Genomic DNA, 19,852 nt, shown 5'->3' with positions numbered 1-19,852 from the left:
CCCATCGCGAGCTACGCTCGCTCCTACAAAGATATGTTTTAAATCAGATGGTTACGATTTCTCCATAGGACCTTGCCCATGACCGAGATTGCCGAACTGCGCGAGCGCTTGCGCCGCTTTGAAAGCCAGCAAGCCATCCGGGTTTGCATCAACCGCTACATGGCCTTGTGCGATGCGCTGGATGCCACCACGCCGCTGGAAGAATTGGCGCAACTGTTCACCCGCGACGCCGTATGGGAAGGCAAGGGCGCCAAATACGCGTCCAGCTTCGGTGGCTACCGTGGCCGCGAGGCCATCAGGGCGATGTTCGCCACCTACATGAAGACACCCGCACACTTCGCCCTCAACGTGCACTTCCTGACCAGCGAGGTCATCGAAGTCGATGGCCACCAAGGGCAGGCAACCTGGGTAATGCTCCAGACCAGCACATTCAGCGACGGTGCCTCCCACCTCAACGCCGCACGCCTGACGGTGCGCTTCGAACTGGAAGAGCAGCAGTGGCGCATGGCGCACTTCCAGACCGAAAACCTGTTCAGCCGCCCGGTCACGGCCTGGAACAGTGATGCCGCGCTGCCGGTGCCTGACAGGGGGTAGCCCGCTGCAACTGGCTCCAGGCCAAGTCAGAACTCCAGCTGCGCCGAGAACGCCAGGGTACGTGGATCGCCCAGGTAGCTGCTGTTGAGCCAGTATTTCTTGTCCGTCAGGTTACTCAGGTTCATGCGCAGGGTCAGGTTGTTGTCGCCCAGCGGCAACCGATACCGTGCGCCTGCATCAAAGGTGGTGAACGACGGCAGGCTGTAGTGGTTGGCCTCGTCGGTGTACTGCCTGCCCGTGTAGAACGCACCACCGGTGATGGCCAAGCCTGGCGCCGAGGCCACATCGTATTCGGCATAGACCTTGGCCATTTGCTTGGCCACGTTGATCGGCGCGTTGCCATTGTTCGCCGCCGTGGCACCCTTCTTCACCTCAGGGTCGATCAGGGAGAAACCGCTGACCAGTGTCAACTGCGGGGTGACCTTGCCGGTAACGCTGAACTCCAGGCCGTTGTTTTCCTGGCGCCCATCCTGAACGTACACCCGCGAGGCGTTGGTGTAGGCATTGGGTTTGTCGATGTTGAACAGGGCCAGGGTCACCAGTGTTTCCCCAAGCGTCGCCTTGGCACCGATTTCGTATTGCTTGCTGATTTGCGGCGCCAGGGCACTGCCGGCATTGATCGCCCTGGCCGGGGCTACGCCGCCACTTTGCAAGCCTTCGATATAGGTGACGTAGGTCGTCAACCAGGGCACGGGCTTGTAGATCAGCGAGACGTTGGGGGAGGTTGTGCGCTTGTCGTACTCCGTTTTGCGCGGGATGGCCGAATAGACGAAGTCGTTGTTGTAGGCGCTGATCTGGGTGTGGGTTGCGCCGAGGATCGTCGACCACTGCTCGTTGAAGGTGATGATGTCGCCAACCAACAGGTTGTGGGTGTCGGTGGTGCTGGAAATGTGCTGCGCACCATGGCCGATTGAATAAGCTGGCTGGCTGACCTGCGGCTGGCTGTCCAGCGAGATGGCCGAGCCGGTGACCGAGGTGTATTGCTGGCTCGGGATATGGTCCTGGTACATCAGGCTGCGCGCGCTGTTGCCCTGGTAACCCAGGGTGACCTTGTGCTCCAGCGGGCCTGTGGCGAACTGCGAGTCGAGGAACAGGTAGCCAGAGTATTCCTGGGTATCGAGCGGGGCGAACGCATACAGCGGTTGCGTGTATTTTCCAGGCGCATCGACCTGCGGGCCGGTGTAGGTGTACTCCTGGGTGTATTGCTGCGCCGCGAAGGCTGCACGCAGGCTGAAGGTATCGTTCAGGCGCCACTTGGCGCGCACGCCGGCCTTGTCGGTAACGTTGTCGGAGAACGCCCAGCGCTGGCTGTAGAGTTTGTCGGTGTGCAGGGACGCGGCGCTTGGGCGCAAGGCCTGGTTGGCGAAGTACCAGTAGCTGGTCAGCCCGCTGGTGCGGCTTTCTTTGTGGGAGGCGTCGAACTGCACTTGCAGGTCGTCGCTGACGTTCCAGTCCAGGGCCAGGCTGACCATGTGCCGGCGGCGCTTTTGCAGGTCGATGGCGGTTTCGCCATCCTGCGTCAGCACGTTGAGCCGGTAGGCGAACTTGCCTTCGCTGTCGATGGGCCCACCGAAGTCGCCGTGCAGGTAGTAGTTTTCGCCCCCGGCATTGCCGAGCGTGACGCTGTTGTAGCGCTGGTAGGTCGGGCGCTTGAGCACATAGTTCACCAAGCCGCCGGGAGACGCCGGGCCATACAGAAAGCCCGTGAGCCCGGTTACCACTTCCAGCTGCTCGGTGTCTTCGATGAAGTTGCCAGCATCGGCCTGGGTGCTGAAGCGCAGCCCGTCGTTGGCAATGTTCAGGCTGGCCGAGCTACCGAAACCGCGAATGGTCACCGCACTGGCGTACCCGGCACTCTTGGGCGAATAAAGCTGGGTGAACGGGTGGTGCTTGAGCACATCGTCGGTCGAAGTCGCCAGCAGGTTCTTGAGCAGCGCCTGGGACGTCACGCTGATCGAGTAGGGCGTGTCCTGCAGCTTCATGCCGCCCAGTGCACCGACACTGCTGATGTTCTCGCTGACATAACCGGCCGCCGCCGAGCCGTCTGCGCGCTGGCCATTGATATGCACGTCCGGCAGCGTCAGCGCGCCCGTTTCATCCGCGCTGACCTTGACCAGCCCATACACCCGCTCCCCAAGCTCGACCGCGGCCAGCCCGGAACCGGCCAGCAGGGTGGCAAAGCCCTGGTCCACGCTGTAGTCGCCCTGAAGCCCGGCAGTGCTCAGCCCCTGAACCATGGCGGGGGTGAACTGCACCGTGATCTTGGCCTGAGCGCTGAACGCGGTCAGTGCCTGGCTCAGGCTCGCGGGCTCGACACTGTAGCGGTGAGCGGCTGAATCCGCCTGGGCCTGCAGCGGTTGCATGGCAAGGGCCAGCGTAAGCAACGAGAGGGCGAGCGTACTGCCCAGGGCCGACCGGGGAAAGGAGGGGTGCGTCATGGAGCGAGGTGTCCTTAAGAGATAACGGATTGCTAGCTAGGACGGACACCGAAAGAAAACGGGCCAAAAAAAATCACGCTCTGCTGATCGTCACCCAATAGCGGGTGCGGTAGGTCACCTTGACCGCCAAAGTCGTCGGTAATGCGGCAAGGATGGCATCGGTGTTGTCGAGCTGGAAGCCACCGCTGATGCGCAGGCCCGCAACAGCGTCGTCACAGTGCAGGCGACCGCTGCGATAGCGGGCCAGTTCGTCAATGAACGCCTTCAGCGACAGGTCATCGGCTACCAGCTGCCCGAGCGTCCAGGCCGCCGCCTGCTGGCTGGCCTTGCGCAATGGCCCGAAGGCATTGTCACTGAACAGGCGTTGCTGGCCGGCTTCGACCACCTGTGGCGCCCCCCTTGAAGGTGTTGCGCGAACGCTGCCGGCAAACACGGCAAGCTGCGTCGTCCCTTCGAACTGGCGTACGCTGAAGCGCGTCCCCAAGGGTTGCATCACGCCCTGTTCGCTGATAACCCGCAGGGGGCGGCCATGGGCGTCAGCGCCAGTGCTCACCATGATTTCTCCCCGCAGCAGACGAATCATCCGCTGCTCGGCATCGAAGCGCACATCGATGGCCGTGTCGGTGTTCAGGTTGATAATGCTGCCATCGGCAAGCGTCATCTGCTGGCGCTCGCCTACTACGGTACGGTAATCGGCCATCCAGCCCTGGCGGGTACCGAAGCGGTAGCCCAGGTAGCCGGCGGGGGCGATTGCGGCCAGCACCAGCAGGGCTTTCAGGGCCTGGCGCCGCTCTCGGTTCAGGGTGCCCCGGGCGATGGCGGTGGGCACGCCGCCCAGCTGTTGTTGCACCTGTTGCATGCGCTGCCAGGCCCGTTCATGTTCAGGGTCGGTTTGCCGCCAGCGCTCGCAGGCCTGCTGTTGCGCGGTGCTCAGGGGGTGTTCGTGCATCAGCACGAGCCAGTGCGCTGCCTGGCGGGCGACTTCACGGCTGATGGGCGTGGGGGCGGGCATCAAAAGCCTACGTCATTCAGAATGCAGGCTTCGAAGGCACTGGCCATGTGGCGCTTGACCGTGCGTTCACCGATGCCCAGTTGCGCTGCGATCTGCAGGTAGGTGAGGCCGTCCAGCTGGGCCAGCAGAAACACCCGGCGCACCACCGGTTTCATCTGGTCGAGCAAGGCATCGAGCTGGTGCAGCGTCTCGCGCATTTGCCATTGCTCTTCCGGCGACAGATTGAAGGCTTCTGGCATCGTGGCGAGCATGTCGAGGTAGGCGCGCTCCAGCGACTGGCGGCGGAAATAGTCGCAGACCAGCCGCTTGCCCACGGTTGCCAGATACGCGCGCGGGCGTTCCAGGGGTAACGTTTCGCCGGTCTTGCGTTGCACGGTGAGCAGGCGCAGGAAGGTTTCCTGGGCCAGGTCTGCGGCCTGGCTGTTGCAGCCCAGCCGGCGATAGAGCCAGGCCGTCAGCCAGCTTCTTTGCTCTGTGTACAAAAGCCCCAGCCAATCGTCACTCACGCGGTGTCCCCCCGAACAGGCGAAGAATAATAATTGATAACTATTCTCATATCAATGCGAGGGCGTGCTGCTGGGTAGAGGGGCATTTGCTGCTTTTACCGTGGCCATGGCCGTAGTTATTCACCCACCATCATGCTTCGCGGATGGGCTCAATGGCGGCATCTCCAACCAAGGTGCCTTTCATGAGCAATCCCCAAGCCTACCTGTGGCTTCGCCGTTTCCGTGTCGACATCACCTCGCATTCCAACCGTGTGTACGCCAACGGTCATCAAGAAGTCGAAGTGACCGTGACCGTCGAGCCTCGCGAGGGGCAAAGGCTCGACGACCAGCAAATGGCGTCTATCAGCCTGGTGCAGATCGATGACCAAGGCCAACTGCACCACCTCGACGGTGAACTGTTCGCCCTGGATGAACGCGACCCGCGCTTCGAGTACCACAGTGCCTCAGGCTTTCTGCCCGCCACGCTGCCCAGCGCATCCAGGCAGACGCGGCGGCGGCGTTTCTACGTCAGCTCCAAGCGCCCGGGAGGCAGCCTCGATACCGTGTACGCCAGTATCTGGATGGCCGACGGCGAACGTTTCGTCAGTAATGAGGGCTTCTTCAGGTCTTCGGTGACGATAGAGTCGGTGCCCCCGTTGCGCCTGGGCAAGGAACATTTCGAGCTGTTGCGCGATGACTTGGCCGCCCAGCCCCTGGAAGGCGGCCACTTCGACCTCGACCTGTACACGCTGGGCTTCAAAGACCCGAACCTGCGAATCATCGAGAGCCGCTGCTACGCCACGCCCAGTGCCAGTGAATACTACGAGGGCTATGTCGACAACCGGCCGGCGTTGCAGCTGGGCGGCCCCTATCGGGCGGACAGTTTTTTTCACTACGCCTTTGCCGTCGGCCCCACGTTCACGTGGCGGGCTTACGGGGAACAGGTGGTGATCAACCGAACCCCCGGGACGATGAACTTCATTCGGGTGCTGAACGTCGATTACGACAAACCGGGTTACCCCGAAATACGCCGAATCAGCCGCTGGGGGCTTTTAGACCAGCAGGGCAACGAGCACATCATCGAGATGCAGCCCGCTGCCAAGGGCAACCTGATCGACTTTCGCATCGGTCAATGACCGCCTCTGTCACAACCCCCCAACGGCCGCCTATGTCAACCGAGCAGATTCATACCCAAGCGTTTAATTTTTCCGACCACTTCAAGTGTGGGGTAGACCCACGCACCGGCCAATTTACCTTGGCGCTGGCGTTGCCCTTGGCAGCGGGCAACCAGTTGCGTGGGCCCAGCCTGTCGCCAAACCTGTCGTTCAACACCCTCACATCGGCCATTGACAAGGGTTATGGCCTGGGGTGGTCGCTGCACGTCTCAGAGGTTGACCTGGACACGGAGTATCCCGTGCTCAACCTGGCCAGCGGCGAGCGCTTTGCCATTGACCTGTCGGCCAGCGACCTCAGCGGCAGCGCGCCTTGGCCGCTGGTGGATCAGAAGCTTGAAGTCGTGCGCCTGAGCCGGCAGGTGGACGGGCGCTTGCGCCTGGACCACAAGCGCGGCGATTGCGAGCTCTTGCGCCAGCATGGCGACAGCCCCCGCTATGTGCTGGACGAAATACACTCGCCGCTGGGCGACAAGCTGTTCGTCGACTGGTCGCCCGCCACCGATGGCCCGCCTCAGTTGGCCCGTGTGCGCGACGAACAACGCATCTTGCTCAGCGTGAACCGCAGCCCCGGCCTGGTCCGTATGGCGCTCAACCCCGGCACGGCGCAGGCCAGCGAGATCGAGCTGCACCTGAGCAACGACACGCTTACCCAGATCAAGCTACCGGGCGTGCAAACGCCCCTGTGCATCGAGTATGAACAGGCCACGCTGGAAAGCGGGCACACGCTGTTACTGCCCTGCGAGTGCACAAGCCCACTGGGCGCTCGCGACAGCCTGCACTGGGCCCAGGGCCGTGAGGGCCACCAGTTGCCCGCTGGCTCCCCGCTGGCGTCACTGCCGCGTATCACCGGTTGGACGCACTCGACCGGGGTGCCGGGCAATGACAGGCACCATCAGTACGACTGGTTGGGCGACCATAACTTCCTGGGTTATGCCAGTGAACAGCCTCATGCCTATCAAGCAGGCCAGGACAACCTGTATCAGACGAGCAGTGATTACCGCCCAGGAAAGCCGGGACAACAGCGCAGGGGTGCTGTTGAAACGGGTCGAGTTGGCCTACAACCTGACACCTGGCACTTTCTATGGCTACCAGGCTCAGCAGGTCACCACGCTAGGGGGCAAGCCCACCGGCCACCAGCACAACTACCGCCTCGACGGCGACACCCTGGTGACCGAAACCAGCGTGATCGGTTTCGAGGACGACGAACTCAACCGCGCGACTTCCAGCACTGGCCATTGCCTGGTGACCGGCGCCATCACCTGGGAGCGCAGCGCCAACGGAGCCTGCGCGCATTTCACCTACGACCAGGCCGGGCGTTTGACCCACACCGTGATGGCAAGGGGCAGCGCCCATGAACAGCAGCGTCTGGTTCGCTACCACCTCAACGATGCCGTGGCCCACGCACGCGCGGCTGCCGAGGCGGGGCCGCGCAACATGGTCGAGCAGGTAGACGTGACTGGCCGTCGCCAACGTCAATGGCTGGATGGCGATGGCCGCACGGTCCGGGTGCAGCTGGAAGACCTGGACCATGCGCCCGACGTGTTTCGCGACATCACCCACTACCGCTTCGACGCGCTGGGCCGCCTGGCAGGCGAAACGGCTTTGGACTGGCTGGGCGAGCGCAGGCCGGCGCTGTGCCTGACCAGCACCTATCGCTACGACGGTTGGGGCAACCTGTGCCTGCACACCGGCGCGCAAGGAGTCGAGCATCACATCAGGCACGATGTGATCGCACGCCGCACCGAACAATGGCAGGCGGCAGGCAGCCTGCTTGGCCCGCGGCAAGTCAGCCTGGCCGATGCTGCCGGGCGTGTGGTGGAATGCCGGTGGCTCGATGCCACTGGCCAGTTGCTGAGAAAGGTGCAGCTCGAACACGATGGGCTGGGCCGGGTAACCTGGCAACATCTGTTGCTTGGGGAATTGCCGCACAGCACCTTGGGTTTACGCCATGATGGCTTCTCACGGCTGGTCGAGCAGCAACTCGCCGACGGTGTCACCCTCAATTGGCACTATGCCCCCCACAGTGACGGCCATCATCCTGAAGCCGTTACCCTGCGCGCCAGTGCCAGCCCGCCAGCCCTGGCAACACCGATCACGCTTGGCCGCCAGGTGTTCGATGGCCTTGGGCGACAACGCTCGGTGAGCGTGGGGGGCTACACCACGCATTACCGGTACCAGGCAGGGCAGCTGCCGCCGCGCAGCAATGTGCTGGCCGACGGCAAGCGCCTGGCCTACACCTACAGCCCAGACTTGGACAATGCCCTGCTCAGCGTCACCGCCGACGGTGCGCCACAGCAGCAACTGCTTTATCACCCCACGCTTGCAACGCCCCTGCAGGCCGACGGCGCCCAAGGCCAACAACGCTGGGCGTTTTCCAATGCCGGGTTGGTCCAGCGCGATACCTGGGAGGTCAATGGCGATGCCGCCAGCAGCCAGTGGCAGTATTCGCTCAGAGGCCTGCCCTTGAGCCTGGTCGACGCCGCAGGTGTCCAGCATGAGCGTGAATATGATGCGTTCGGGCGCCTGAGCAGGGTGGTGGTGGGCGATGTCCGCACGCAGTTGCGATACGACCCACTGGCACGCTTGGCCAGCCAGACCACGACCGACCTCAGCAATGGCCGCCAGTTGATCAAAGCGCTGAGCTATGACGGCATGGGGCGCGAGCACCAAGTGCGGTTCATCACGAACCAAGGTGAGGGCGAGCAGACTTACCTTCAGACCCTACTGTATGACGGGCTCGACCAGTTGGTGTCGCGCACCTGGCAACACGGGGACACCCACGGCCAAGAGCATTTCGAGTACGACCAGCGCTGCCGACTGGTACGCTACACGGCCAATACCGATGCCGCGCCAGCGGACCCCTACGGCAACCCGATCGTCGAGCAACGGTTCACCTTCAATGCCCTGAATGGTCATCAGCAAGTCACCAGCACCTTTGTCGACGGCAGCCAGGACATCGCCCGTTACAGGTACGCCTCGCAAGACCCGACCCAAGCCATCGCCATCAGCCACACGCACCCTGTTGGCCTGCTCGTATCGAGCTGACTTACGACGCCTGTGGGCGGCTTAGCAGCGACAGCCTGGGCCGCCGCCTGGCCTGGGATGCCCACGGCCGCCTGGTGTGCGCCGAATACGGCAGGGATGTTTGCCTGTATCGCTACAACGCCAGCGGCCAGCTGTGCGAACGTGAGCTCAATGGTACTTCCACCCGCAGCTTCCACGCCGGTGCTCAGCTCACCCATGAACGCAGCGCTGGCCAGCTCAGCCCTGACCCTGGCACCACAAGCTGCGAGGCTGTTGCACCGGCTGGCCAGCACACCGGTGCGGGCGACACCGGCCCAGCAATCGCCGTCACCCGTCAAGTTCGTTCGCGGCTATGCCGATGTGCTGTACAGCGAGGGGCTGGAAAACGACGTGGCCTTCCACCGCAATGTCTGGGGCCAGGGCTATACCGCGTTCGAAACCCATGGTTCGCCTGGCGGCAAATTGATGAATGCACAAGGGCGCATGGAAAACGCCCGGCAGGTGGCGCTGCGGGAGATCGCCCCGAGGCACCAGCAACTGGGCACGCCCGCCAGCCAGCCGATGGTGTTGCTGGCCTGCAAGGGCGGGCGCAGTGGTGCGGCGCAGCAGTTGGCCGATGTGTTGCGCAGGCCGGTGTATGGTTACGACAACGTCATTTATGTGATGCGGGCCAGTTTCATGAAGAACCTCGACACCGGGGCCGCCTTCAACATTCCGCTGCAGCGCATGCCATGGTGGCGGCGCTTGCCGGGTGCTCACAGCCCGTCTATCAGCATGCCAGGCTTCGAAATCGCCTCGGGTCGCACGTACTATCCGCATTGAAGTGGCCGGTTACCCGCGTGTGGTGCATACCGTACGCGGGTGCTTCCTGGCCTGGGGCTGGACACCATCAGCTCCACCGGGAAACCCAGGATTCGACCTCAAGAGGCCCATACTGGCGTTTCCACGCTTTCAGCACTTTATGGTTACCGCCCTTGGTAATGGCGACTTCGCCGGTATAGGGGTTGCGATAGTGCTTGGCTTGGCGAGGTTTTCGGGGGCGCTTGGGTTGAGGCGCAGCCAAGGGTTGCGGGCTGGGAACTACCGCGGGCAAATAGAGTGAAACAATTTTTTGCGCGCTGTAATCATAATCGGCAAGCAGGTGGCGAAGTTTTTGCTCGAACTCAAGTTCGCGCTGCAGTTTGGGGTGAACCTTGAGCGCTTCCAATGCTTGAAGCTTGCTGTTGAGTTGTTTTTCGAGGTGACGGTATTCGGCGAGCGTTGACATGATGTGTCCTAGAGGTTGAGAGCCCTCAGTGTGGCAAAGCATGAACCTGCGTCGCAAGGTCGGAAATATCTTGAAAATTGTCGGGCGGAGAAGTTGTATCTGGGTATGAAAATGCAGTGCGCCGTCGGCGTAGGGCGACGTTCTCTGGCAGGTCCGAAGTTATGGGGCGGCATTAAAATAGGGTGTTTGGAGAGGTGGGGTTTAACGTAAGGTTGCGTATATTTTTCGACAGCTGAATGTGCAGTCGATTACGCGATTGAAAAGTTAGGTGGAAATAATGAAGAGCATAATCGTGACTTATCGGGTATCGGCGGGGATGGCGGCGGGGTCATGGAACCAGCGGTAGCCCCCGAATACCTCATCTGCAGCCTCGCCTGATAGCGCTACCGTGGACTGCTTACGCACTTCCTACGAGGCCATGCGCGAGCAGGCCCCGCAAAGCCGAACGGCGCTCAAGGTCGTTAAGGATCGCAACGTGGTGGATGAAGTAGTTCCTGGCCGGCTGGGGCGTGCCTGGCTCACGCTTTTGGGCCTGATCATTTTCGTGGCAGGGTTGTACTTCGCAGGCGGTGGCAGCTGGCTGGCCTGGCTGGGCGGCAGTTGGTACTTCGTACTCGCCGGCGTGTTGTTCATGATCTGCGGCGTGCAGATCGCGCGTCGGCGCTTGCTGGGTGTCGCGATCCTGACGTTCACCCTGCTGTTCACGGTGCTGTGGGCAGTATGGGAGGTCGGCTTCGAGTTCTGGCCTCTGGTGTCGCGCATCCTGGCGGTTGCCCTGATCTGGGCTGCAGTGGCGTTTTCGATGCCGCTGCTCACCCGCAAGCGCGGCATTCGCGTCATCAGCGTGGCCTTGGGCGCGGTGGTGAGCGTTGCGATCGTCGCGGCAGCCGTCAGCGCGTTCGAGCCAAAGAACATCATTCGCAACGGTACGGCGCAACAGGCAGGCGACGGTGCCGAACAGGTTCGGACAAGGGCGACTGGCCAGCCTGGGCTGGCGATACCCACGGCACGCGTTTCTCGCGCCTGACCGATATCACCCCGGCCAACGTCAAGCAGTTGCAGGTCGCCTGGACGTCCCACACCGGTGAACCGGTGGTTGCCGGTGTCGGCGATGCCGAAGACCAGAATACCCCCTTGCAGGTGGGCGACAACTTGTACGTGTGCACCACGTTCGGCACGGTCATCTCGTTCGACATCGATTCGGGCAAGGAGAACTGGCGCTACGTTGCTGGGCGTGGCAACTCCACCTACCAGCGCTGCCGTGGCACCGCGTACTTCGATGCAACCACCGCCGGCAAGGTCGCCGATGCCCCGGGCTCGGTGCCAGGTGCAGCGATCGACGCCAGCGTCAGCCCGCAACGGCTGTTCTTCCCGACTGGCGATGGCCGCCTGATTGCACTCGATGCGCATACCGGCAAGCCGGCTGCCAACTTTGGTGACAACGGCGTGGTCGACCTCAAGGTTGGCATGGGCCTGGTCAAGCCTGGCTACTACCAGCAGTCCTCCACGCCACTGGTGGCGGGTAACCTGGTGATCGTCGGCGGTCGGGTGATCGACAACTTCGAAACCAACGAGCCGCCAGGCGTGGTGCGAGCCTACGATGCGGTATCCGGCGCGCTGGTTTGGGCGTGGGATCCGGGCAATCCGCAGGTGACCCGCGAGCCACTGTCGCCTGAGGGTTACACCCGCGGTACGCCGAACGTCTGGGTAGCGATGTCCTACGACGCCGAGCTGGGCCTGATCTTCTTTGCCGGCAGCCAGGACTTCTACCTGCGTGCGTTCAACAGCCATACCGGTGAAGAGGTGTGGAAATCGCGCCTGCCGGTGGGCAGCCAGAGCGGGCCGATCACCTACCGTTCGCAGAAGACCGGCAAGCAGTACGTGGTCATCTTCGCGGGCGGCGCGCCGCATTCGCCGGCGCGCGGTGACAGCGTGATCGCCTACACCTTGCCTTGACCTAGGGCGTGGCGCGGCAGGGTCCGGCTTGAGCCGGGCGCTGCCGTTGCGCCATCGGGCAGTGTCTGCTGGAACGCAGGAGCGCTACATGAAGCGTTGGCTTGCCTGCGAAGATCTGCAGCTGGATGTCGAACAGCGCAGGTAACATCACGACCCACCGCGCAAGAGGTATTTCACTGCAAGTCAGAACGTCGGGGGGGCAATGACCCAGACCAGCACCGTCTCGCTTTCACCCGGGTTTTCCCAGCGGTAGGGCTCGTCGTAGACCCTGAAGCTGTCCCCGGTCTTGACATCGAATTGATGATCGCCCATCCAGATGCTCAACTGCCCACTGACGACGAAACCTTCCTCTACGGTGCCGCGTGTAGTGGGCGCCTCGAAGGTCGTGCCGGGTTTGATGGTGGCCAGGAACATTTCGAATTCGCCGCCAACATCAGGCGACAGCGACTCTTCCGTGAGCCCGCCGGTGGCTGGGCCAAGACGCCGGCGTGATCCAGAGCGCACAACACGGCCTACCTCTTCAGGGGGCTGTTCCTTGGATGGGAAGAACCAGTCCATGGGTACCCCGAGGGAAAACGCGATGCGCTTGAGGTCAGAAATAGGGATCTCGGCACGGCCTCGTTCAAGCTGGCTGATGAAACTGATGGAGCGTCCTGTCGCGGCCGCAATGTCGGCGAGTGTCTTGGCCCGCGCCTTGCGCAGTTTGCGGATTTCCTCACCCAGGGCAATCCGGTCGCTGTCGACGTCAGCTTCGAGGGCGCGGTGGGTTGAGGCGGTTTGATCGATTGGCATGCTGTGTCTCCTGGCGAGCTGACGATTCCCGCAACCCATAAAATGGCCCACCATAATCTTTGGTCGAAAAAATCACCATCGATTTGTTTTCAGGGTGCCCCCAGTCCTGCCGGGGTGCACTGTTCCCGGCGCGACAGCGCAGCCCGCGGGGCTGAGTGATCTCCTACAGAAATATGCGTTAAATAAGATAGTTATGGATTTTTTCCATTGAGGCTAGCGGGCGCCAGGGCGAATAGCATCGCCCCGAGAAATGCACAGGCAGCCACTATATAAAGCGCCAGGTCTGTGCTGGCGGTCAGGTCCATGGTCCAGCCCACCAGCCATGGGCTGACCAGGCCAGCCAAGTTGCCCATGGAATTGATGAAGGCAACCCCGGCAGCTGCGCTGGCGCCAAGCAGCTTGGTAGGGACACTCCAGAACACCGGGAATGCCGCCATGACGCCACAGGTCGCGAGAGTCAGGCCAGTCAGCGCCACTGCGCCGTGATGGGCGAAACGCGCCGCGAGGATCAGCCCGACCATGCCCACCAGCAGTGCGACGGCCAAGTGCCAGCGGCGTTCGTTGCGTAGGTCCGAAGAGCGCCCTACGGCGATCATCACCAGGCTGGCGACCAGGTAAGGCACGGCGCTGAGCAGCCCTACGGACTGAATGTCGGAAAAGCCGGAATGCTGGATGATGGTCGGCATCCAGAACCCCAGCGCGTACTCGCCCATCTCTATGAAGAAGTACACCAGGCTGAAATACCAGACGACGGGCGAACGCAGGAATGCCAACACCGACTGGCGAGCGCCTGCCGAAGGGCTGTTGCGGGCTCGATCGCGAGCGAGTTCCAGGCGGATCAGCTGTTTTTGCTCCGCACTGAGAAACGCGGCTTCTTCAAAGCTGTTGGGCAGGCAGGGCTTGACCATGAACCCCACCGCAACGGTTGGAATTCCGTAGATCACGAACAACCACTGCCAATTTGCCAGGCCCAGTGCGCCTGCGCTCAAGGTGTTCATCACCCAACCTGAAACCGGCCCGCCAATAACGCTCGACAGCGGCGCGGCGGCCATGAACATGGCAATCACCCTGGCGCGCCGTTCACTGGGGAACCAGCGCGTGAAGAAAAAGATGACGCCAGGGAAGAAGCCTGCCTCTGCGACCCCGATCAGGAACCTGAACAGGTAGAAGCTGGCGATATCCGATGTCAGCAGCATGGCCACCGTCAACAGGCCCCAGGCGATCATCAAGGTGCCGATCCACCGTCGCGGCCCCACCCGCTCCAGAATCAAATTACTGGGCACGGCGAATACCACATAGCCAATGAAGAAAATGCCGGCGCCCAGGCCGTAGGCAGTTTCCGAAATGCTCAGGTCCTGCAGCATCTGCAGCTTGGCGAAGCTGACGTTGATGCGGGCAAAGTACGCAAGGATGTAGCAAAGGAACAGGAAGGGGATCAGTCGCCAGCTCATGCGTCGGTAGGCGGATTCGAGGATGTCAGGTGAGGCCTCGCGTGCGCTTTTTTCGGTCAGTTCCATTTCAGACCCTGCTGCTTGTTTTTGTAGGGAGGGTATCCAATCGCGTTCGCTGATTGAGGATGAACCATAGCTCGAAAAAAATTTGTGGAGAAAATTTCTTCAGTGAGCATAATCAAATGACAATTTTTATCGTTCAAGGCGCCTGGATGGCTGACACCTCCTCGGAAACTGAGCGGCTGATTTCAAAAAAATAATTAAAAAACAATGGCTTGTAAGCGATCACGAGAGGCGGAAAGGGACGTCAAAAAAAACCAAAAAAAATGATGCAAAAATTATTTGAAGGTGCATAATCATCTTAGAAAATTTTTCAGCAATTTTTTTTCTGGGACTGGCTCGCAGATCCGACGAGGTTCAAATGACCGGTGAAATCGCAAGCGCAGCTGAGCGTGGAGGTGGCTTCGAGTTTCCCGAGGACCCGCTTGCATGGGGCAGGGAAATCCGCAAGCTGCGTAAGGCGCGAGGCAAAACCCTGGCTGAACTGGCCTTGGCTACCGGTCGCTCACCGAGCTTTCTCAGCCAGCTGGAGCGCGGCAATACCGAAATTTCGATTACTGATTTGAAGCGGTTGGCGGCCGCGCTCGGTGTGCCACTGGGGTGGTTCTTCACCGCCGACAGCAAGCCGCAATCGGAAGTCGGGCGTGTGGTGCGAGCGAACAGCCGGCGGCGCCTGGGTGCTTTCCTGGACGGTATTACCGAAGAACTGCTGTCGCCCGATATCGGCGGCATGTTCGAGATGTTTCTCAGCACCTTTGCAGTTGGCGCTACGCGGCCCGCCGCAGCGGCGCGGGATACCGAGGAAGAGCTCTACGTCGTCCAAGGGCAGTTCGATATCTGGATTGCCGATGACAAGTTCAGCCTCACGGCCGGTGACAGTGTCAGGATTGTGCGCGAGTCGTACCGTTGGGTGAATACCGGCGATACCGAAGTGATTGTGGTCTGGGTGATCGCGCCGCCCACCTATTGAAATACCGTCGTACTTCGATAACACGATCCGGAGGTCGAAAAAGCAAAGCCTGATTACGTTCCATTTTTGGAATGGCGGGTGCGTGCACCCTGGAATTGACCAGGCTAATTAATCAAAAGCTGAAAACAAGAACAATAACGGCGCTTGATGTTCTGCCCTGAAATAAAGCGCTGGTGGGTAAGTGCAAACAACAAGGGCCCTGACGGGACGGGCCTCTATAAATTGCCTGCTGATGGAACAAGCGCCAACGCTTGTTCACGAGATGTCCAAACGACGGTTTTCTTATTTCAGGAGATTCAAAGTTGGCTTCCTTATCTAACAAGCGTATCGATGTTACGCCGCCGCAAGTCGAACCGACCGATTCTGGCTGGTACCTGGCCTCCGGCCCCGACCTTCCACTGAACCCGCTCTACGGCAACGTCACCTGCGAGTGCCTGGTAATCGGTGCCGGCTGGATGGGCCTGCATGCCGCACGCCGTTACGCCGAGCTCAACCCCCAGGCCCAGGTACTGCTGGTTGATGCCGGACGCATCGGCAACAACGCTTCGGGCCGCTGCATGGGCTTTGCCATCGACCTGGCCCACAACCCACGCAAGCGTGACTTCGTCGAAGACCTCAAGGGCAACCAGGAAGAGCTGCATGTGAACCTGGAAGGCACCAATTACCTCAAGAGCGCGGTCGAGGCGGGCGTTGATTGCGACTGGGACCCCCAGGGCAAGTACCACAGTGCTGCAACCGCGGCGGGTGTGGATGACCTGGTGCAGTTTTCCAAGGCACTGGATCTGATGGGGCAGCAGTACAGCTGGGTCGAAGCCGATGGCATGCGCGAGCTGACCGGCAGCCGGCACTACATCAAGGCGCTGCACCACCCTGGCACGGTGCTGATCCAGCCTGCCAAGTACCTGAAGAACGCCGCGCGGATGTTGCCCAAGAACGTCAAGGTGCATGAAAACACCATCGTGCGCTCGGCCCAGTTCGGCAAGCCTCACCATGTGTTCGAAACCCAGAACGGGGTGATTCACGCCAAGAAGGTGATCATCTGCGCCTCGGGCTACCTGAACAACTTCGGCTTCTACAAGAACAGCGCGATCCCGGTGTACACCTTCGCCAGCATGACCCGCGTGCTCACCGACAAGGAACTGGCCAAGTGCGGCGAGGGCCCGTTCGGCCTGATCCCGGCCAACAGTTTCGGCACCACCGTCCGGCGCACCAACGACAACCGGCTGTTCTTCCGCAACGTTTATTCCTACGCGAAAAAGTACAAGACCACGGTCGAGGATGTGGCCCAGGCCAGTGTTCACCAACAAGTGTCGTTCGAACGCCGTTACCCGGAGCTGGCCTCGATGGGCTTCGTGTCCAGCTGGGGCGGCCTGCTGACCCTGTCGCAGAACGGCGGAATGATCTGGGGCGAGTTGGGCGAAAACGTCTACGGCACCGGTATCTGCAACGGCACGGGCGTTTCCCGCGGCACGGGGTTTGGCAAGGCACTGGCGGAGCTGGCCTCGGGCCTCAACTCCACCACGATTGAAATTCTCAAACGGCGTAAAGCCCCGTCACGGGCCTACCCGGAAATCATTACCTCGCTGGGTGTGAAGTACGTCACCGGGCGTCGGTTCAAAGAAGCTGGTCAAGAAATCTAAAAACAGGAGAAGTGGCAATGGCAAATCTGATTGGTATCAACCTTGCGATGCAAACCACCTTCAACGACCGTGGTGAAGTCGACTACAACGCCTACGAGACGCTGATCGAGCAGTACATCGAAGCGGGCGTTCACGGCCTGGTACTGGGTGCCGGCAGCGGCCAGCACCCATACCTCACCGAAGCCGAATGCAACAAGCTGTACGAGGTCGGCATCAAGCGCATCAATGGCCGCGTCAATGTCATTTGCCAAACGTCTGCGCTCAACGTCGATGAAGTCATTCGCCGTTCCCGCCATGCAGAAAAAGCCGGCGCCGATGCGCTGATGATCCTGCCACCGTACTTCGAAGGCCCAACCGACGACGACGGCCTGTTCGCGTTCTACCGCGAAATCGATGCAGCCGTGAGCATCGACATCGTGGGCTACAACATCCCGCAATCGACCCAGATTTCGGTATCGCCCGAGTTGCTGTCGCGCCTGCAGGAATTGAAGAACTTCAACTACATCAAGGACAGCGGTGGTGACTTCACCATCCACCAGCAGTACATCCAGAGCGGCGGCGGCGTGCTCAACGGCTGCGACACCATTGCCCTGTATGCCTTCCTGGCCGGCACCAAGGGCGCCATCTGGGGCGCGGCGAACTACATGCCGCGCGAAACCGTGCAACTGTTCAACTTCGTTCAGGAGAAACAGTACGAAGAAGCCCTGGCGCTGTGGAACAAGATGCTGCCATCGCTGCTGCTGATCCAGACCACCAACTACATCCCGTCCGTGCTCTACGCCGCCCACCTGCGCGGTTTCGGCACCGGCAACCTGCGCAGGCCGCAGCGCGCGATCTCCGAACAGGAAGCCACGGTGCTCAAAGCCGCCTTGCAACCGCTGCTGAACGGCTGAGCCTGCAGGCTGGAAAAACAATAAAGCGGTACTTTGCAGAATCCGGAGATGGCCATGCGTGTTTTCTACAGATTGTTTGCAGTCCTTGCTTTTATCGTTTTCTCAAGCCTCGCGAATGCCGATGAAAAGGTCATAAAGATCGGGGCGATGGTCTATGAAGATGTCCAGGCCATCTCCCTCATCAGCAAGCATTTTCTTGAGCAAGAGAATTACAAGGTTGAAGTGGTGAACTTCTCCGAGACGGGCATTGCGTACAGCGCGTTGGCCCGCGGTGATGTCGACCTGCTGGTTTCGATGATCAATTACGTCGCCTACGACTATTGGACGAAGAACAAGCAGCGGCTGGAGAAAGTGTCGGTCGTGTCCCATGGCTTGCTTCAAGGGATTGCGGTGCCTGACTACATGGCGATCAACTCGGTTGAAGAGTTGAACACGGTCAAGGACCAGACCGGCGGCAAGGTGATCGGTATCGAGCCTGGGTCTGGGCTGATGCGCGAGGTGGGCGATGCGGTGAAGACGTATGGCCTGCAGTACGACGTGGTCGATGGCAGCACCGCTGCCATGGCTGCCCAGCTGCAGTCGGCGTTGGAGCGCAAGCAACCGATTGCCGTGGCCTTGTGGAAGCCGTCGTGGATGGCCGAGCGCTACAACGTGAAGTTCCTGGAAGATCCAAAACATGTCTTCGCCCCGCCGCAGACGTACTACTGGATTGCCAAGAAGGGCTTCTCGGCTGGCAACCCGGGCCTGCGTGAAGCGGTAGCCAGCATCTATGTGCCAATCGATGACATCACCCGCATGACCGGTGCAGTCAAGGGTGGTGCCACGATGGAACAGGCCGTGGATACCTGGTGGAAGGACAATCAGCCCCTCGCCGGAAAGTGGGCGCAGATGTCGAGCAAGTGATGCAACCCGGCCGAGCGCCTCGCTGGCACCCGGCCGGTAACAAGAATAATCAACTTCCGGATAGGCCTATGAACATGATTACTCGACCCACTCATGTGGCGGCATCCCCGATTGTGGAATGCCGTGGTGTATGGAAGATTTTTGGCAACCAAAGCCCTGCAGCTGTCGATGCTGCAAAACGGTTCACCGAAGGCAAGGATGCGTTGCTCGACAAGCACGGTTCGGTGGTGGCAGTGGCGGATGCGACGTTCTCGGTGAACGAAGGTGAAACCTTCTGCATCATCGGTTTGTCAGGCAGCGGCAAGTCGACGCTGATTCGCCACTTCAACCGGCTGATCGACCCCACCTGCGGTGAAGTGCTCATCCATGGTCGGGATATCTGCAAGATGACCCCCGCCGAGCTGCGCGACCTGCGTTCACGCAAGATCGGCATGGTGTTCCAGAACGTGGCGCTGCTGCCTTATCGCACGGTGCTGCAAAACGTCGTGTTGCCCCTGGAAGTGCAGGGCATGAACAAGCAGGAAGCCTTGCGCAAGGGCCAGGATGCGCTGGACAAAGTGGGCCTGGGCAACTGGGCCAATCGCTACCCCCAGGAGCTGTCTGGCGGCATGCAGCAACGGGTGGGCATTGCCCGGGCGCTGGCCGCCGACCCTGACGTGCTGTTGATGGACGAGCCGTTCAGCGCGCTCGACCCCTTGATTCGCAAGCAGTTGCAGGTCGAATTCAAGAAGCTCTCCACGGACCTGCGCAAAACCACCATTTTCATTACCCACGACATCGACGAAGCGATCCGTATCGGTGACCGCATCGCGATCATGAAAGAGGGGCGGATGATCCAGGTCGGCACGCCCGAGGAGGTGGTGCTCAACCCGGCGGACGACTACGTGGCCAGCTTCATGGAAGGTATCTCGCGGCTGAAGTTGCTCAAGGCGTACTCGATGCTCAAGCGCATCGACAACCACGACCTTGCCCAATTCGGCGGTCGTTCGCTGGACGCACTGGTCAGCGTCAACATCGATGCCGACCTTGAAACCTTGATCGACATTGCCGTGGGCAAGTGCGAAGAAGTGGTCGCGATCAAGGAACATGGTCGAATCGTCGGAACGGTCTGCCGCGAAACCCTGCTCAGGGCGGTGCGCGGGCTTGACCTGGCATAACTCATGGCAACTGCAACGGGTTATGGGAGGAGGCG

General features: G+C 61.0%; 18 protein-coding genes and 1 pseudogene. 12 read left to right on the top strand and 7 right to left on the bottom strand.

The features are described from left to right. Positions 1–78: 78 nt before the first annotated feature. A complete protein-coding gene (locus F3J45_RS02040; protein WP_167056489.1) occupies positions 79–594 on the top strand; it encodes a nuclear transport factor 2 family protein in 516 nt (171 codons plus the stop codon). A 26-nt stretch (positions 595–620) separates the two neighbouring features. Here F3J45_RS02040 and F3J45_RS02035 read toward each other — a convergent pair whose 3' ends face one another. The 3 genes and pseudogenes from F3J45_RS02035 to F3J45_RS02025 form a co-directional block, all read right to left on the bottom strand. Next, a complete protein-coding gene (locus F3J45_RS02035) occupies positions 621–3,032 on the bottom strand; it encodes a TonB-dependent receptor (RefSeq protein WP_167056486.1) in 2,412 nt (803 codons plus the stop codon). 73 nt (positions 3,033–3,105) lie between these two features. Further along, positions 3,106–4,044, bottom strand: coding sequence for a FecR domain-containing protein (locus F3J45_RS02030; protein WP_167056483.1), 939 nt, complete (start codon positions 4,042–4,044; stop codon positions 3,106–3,108). After that, positions 4,044–4,553 (bottom strand): annotated as a pseudogene (locus F3J45_RS02025) (sigma-70 family RNA polymerase sigma factor); the annotation flags it as partial. The gene F3J45_RS02030 and the pseudogene F3J45_RS02025, both read right to left, overlap by 1 nt. Before the next feature lie 179 nt (positions 4,554–4,732). Here F3J45_RS02025 and F3J45_RS02020 point away from each other — a divergent pair. The 4 genes from F3J45_RS02020 to F3J45_RS02010 all read left to right on the top strand — a co-directional run bounded on the left by F3J45_RS02020 (position 4,733) and on the right by F3J45_RS02010 (position 9,550). Continuing rightward, the gene (locus tag F3J45_RS02020) at positions 4,733–5,665 is read left to right on the top strand and encodes a hypothetical protein (protein WP_167056477.1); all 933 of its coding nucleotides are present in this window, start codon (positions 4,733–4,735) and stop codon (positions 5,663–5,665) included. A gap of 32 nt (positions 5,666–5,697) precedes the next feature. Then, the gene (locus tag F3J45_RS30260) at positions 5,698–7,059 is read left to right on the top strand and encodes a hypothetical protein (protein WP_255431949.1); all 1,362 of its coding nucleotides are present in this window, start codon (positions 5,698–5,700) and stop codon (positions 7,057–7,059) included. Continuing rightward, positions 7,037–8,749, top strand: a complete 1,713-nt coding sequence (locus F3J45_RS02015) for a hypothetical protein (RefSeq protein ID WP_370526190.1) — start codon at positions 7,037–7,039, stop codon at positions 8,747–8,749. The genes F3J45_RS30260 and F3J45_RS02015 overlap by 23 nt, the downstream gene beginning before the upstream one ends. Positions 8,750–8,899: 150 nt before the next feature. Then, the gene (locus F3J45_RS02010) at positions 8,900–9,550 is read left to right on the top strand and encodes a hypothetical protein (protein WP_167056468.1); all 651 of its coding nucleotides are present in this window, start codon (positions 8,900–8,902) and stop codon (positions 9,548–9,550) included. 67 nt (positions 9,551–9,617) lie between these two features. On the opposite strand, the gene F3J45_RS02005 is transcribed toward F3J45_RS02010, so the two are convergent. Next, the gene (locus tag F3J45_RS02005; RefSeq protein WP_167056465.1) at positions 9,618–9,995 is read right to left on the bottom strand and encodes a histone-like nucleoid-structuring protein, MvaT/MvaU family; all 378 of its coding nucleotides are present in this window, start codon (positions 9,993–9,995) and stop codon (positions 9,618–9,620) included. A gap of 297 nt (positions 9,996–10,292) precedes the next feature. Beyond that, complete coding sequence (locus F3J45_RS30465; protein WP_370526171.1) at positions 10,293–10,400, bottom strand: asparagine synthase-related protein; 108 nt, start codon at positions 10,398–10,400, stop codon at positions 10,293–10,295. Here F3J45_RS30465 and F3J45_RS01995 point away from each other — a divergent pair. Both F3J45_RS01995 and F3J45_RS01990 read left to right on the top strand, forming a co-directional pair. Then, on the top strand, positions 10,384–11,022 hold the full coding sequence (locus F3J45_RS01995; RefSeq protein WP_167056461.1) for a hypothetical protein: 639 nt from the start codon (positions 10,384–10,386) through the stop codon (positions 11,020–11,022). The genes F3J45_RS30465 and F3J45_RS01995 overlap by 17 nt on opposite strands. Positions 11,023–11,051: 29 nt before the next feature. Then, the gene (locus F3J45_RS01990) at positions 11,052–11,951 is read left to right on the top strand and encodes a PQQ-binding-like beta-propeller repeat protein (RefSeq protein WP_167056459.1); all 900 of its coding nucleotides are present in this window, start codon (positions 11,052–11,054) and stop codon (positions 11,949–11,951) included. Between the two features lie 183 nt (positions 11,952–12,134). On the opposite strand, the gene F3J45_RS01985 is transcribed toward F3J45_RS01990, so the two are convergent. Together F3J45_RS01985 and F3J45_RS01980 are read right to left on the bottom strand one after the other, a co-directional pair. Then, positions 12,135–12,743 (bottom strand): helix-turn-helix domain-containing protein, encoded by a 609-nt coding sequence (locus tag F3J45_RS01985; RefSeq protein ID WP_167056456.1) that lies wholly within the window; start codon positions 12,741–12,743, stop codon positions 12,135–12,137. Between the two features lie 191 nt (positions 12,744–12,934). Next, positions 12,935–14,260 carry an MFS transporter gene (locus F3J45_RS01980; protein ID WP_167056453.1) on the bottom strand — a complete coding sequence of 442 codons (1,326 nt, stop codon included), beginning with the start codon at positions 14,258–14,260 and terminating at the stop codon, positions 12,935–12,937. A gap of 355 nt (positions 14,261–14,615) precedes the next feature. Between F3J45_RS01980 and F3J45_RS01975 the strand changes: the two genes are divergently transcribed. The 5 genes from F3J45_RS01975 (at position 14,616) to F3J45_RS01955 (ending at position 19,817) form a co-directional block, all read left to right on the top strand. Continuing rightward, a complete protein-coding gene (locus F3J45_RS01975) occupies positions 14,616–15,224 on the top strand; it encodes a helix-turn-helix domain-containing protein (protein WP_167056449.1) in 609 nt (202 codons plus the stop codon). Between the two features lie 302 nt (positions 15,225–15,526). Then, positions 15,527–16,864 (top strand): FAD-binding oxidoreductase, encoded by a 1,338-nt coding sequence (locus F3J45_RS01970; protein ID WP_205300182.1) that lies wholly within the window; start codon positions 15,527–15,529, stop codon positions 16,862–16,864. Between the two features lie 17 nt (positions 16,865–16,881). Continuing rightward, positions 16,882–17,757, top strand: coding sequence for a dihydrodipicolinate synthase family protein (locus F3J45_RS01965; protein WP_167056445.1), 876 nt, complete (start codon positions 16,882–16,884; stop codon positions 17,755–17,757). Between the two features lie 54 nt (positions 17,758–17,811). Then, positions 17,812–18,660: a glycine betaine ABC transporter substrate-binding protein gene (locus F3J45_RS01960; protein WP_167056442.1), complete on the top strand. Its 849-nt coding sequence runs from the start codon at positions 17,812–17,814 to the stop codon at positions 18,658–18,660. Positions 18,661–18,734: 74 nt separating this feature from the next. Further along, positions 18,735–19,817 (top strand): glycine betaine/L-proline ABC transporter ATP-binding protein, encoded by a 1,083-nt coding sequence (locus tag F3J45_RS01955; protein ID WP_167056439.1) that lies wholly within the window; start codon positions 18,735–18,737, stop codon positions 19,815–19,817. The last annotated feature ends 35 nt before the right edge of the window (positions 19,818–19,852 follow it).

The organism is Pantoea sp. Ap-967 (assembly GCF_011752565.1).
GTDB lineage: Bacteria > Pseudomonadota > Gammaproteobacteria > Pseudomonadales > Pseudomonadaceae > Aquipseudomonas.
Note: the sequence above shows the minus strand (reverse complement) of the source record. Positions and strands in the feature narration are given on the sequence as shown.